Source organism: Larkinella sp. C7, from assembly GCF_006149005.1.
In the GTDB taxonomy this organism is placed as follows: domain Bacteria; phylum Bacteroidota; class Bacteroidia; order Cytophagales; family Spirosomataceae; genus Larkinella.
The window spans coordinates 312-580 of record NZ_VBSL01000099.1 but is presented as its reverse complement, the minus strand read 5'-3'; the positions used below and the strand labels follow the sequence as shown (position 1 = coordinate 580).

Here is a 269-nt window from a genome sequence, read left to right as displayed (position 1 = left end):
ATCTGGTGGGAATGCAGCCTGTGAAAAGTTTTGGCCCTGGCCAACTGATTCGCCCTTTTTTAAAAATTGAAAAGAAGGATTTGCCAGATATTTTTCACTTCGAGGATGAGAGCAACCAGAGTGATACTTATCTGCGCAATCGCATTCGGCACCACTATTTGCCAAGCTTATCCCAGGAGAACCCTAAGTTTTCTGCTGCCCTAAGAGAGCTGGGCATGGAAACAGACTACTTACTGATGGCCCTGAGCGATTTGACGGCTGACATAGAG

General features: G+C 46.5%; 1 protein-coding gene. It reads left to right on the top strand.

Annotation, left to right across the window (positions count from 1 at the left end; all coding sequences use genetic code 11):
* The coding region (locus tag FH871_RS34535; RefSeq protein ID WP_305036618.1) for an ATP-binding protein at window positions 1-269 on the top strand (269 nt) is incomplete at both ends.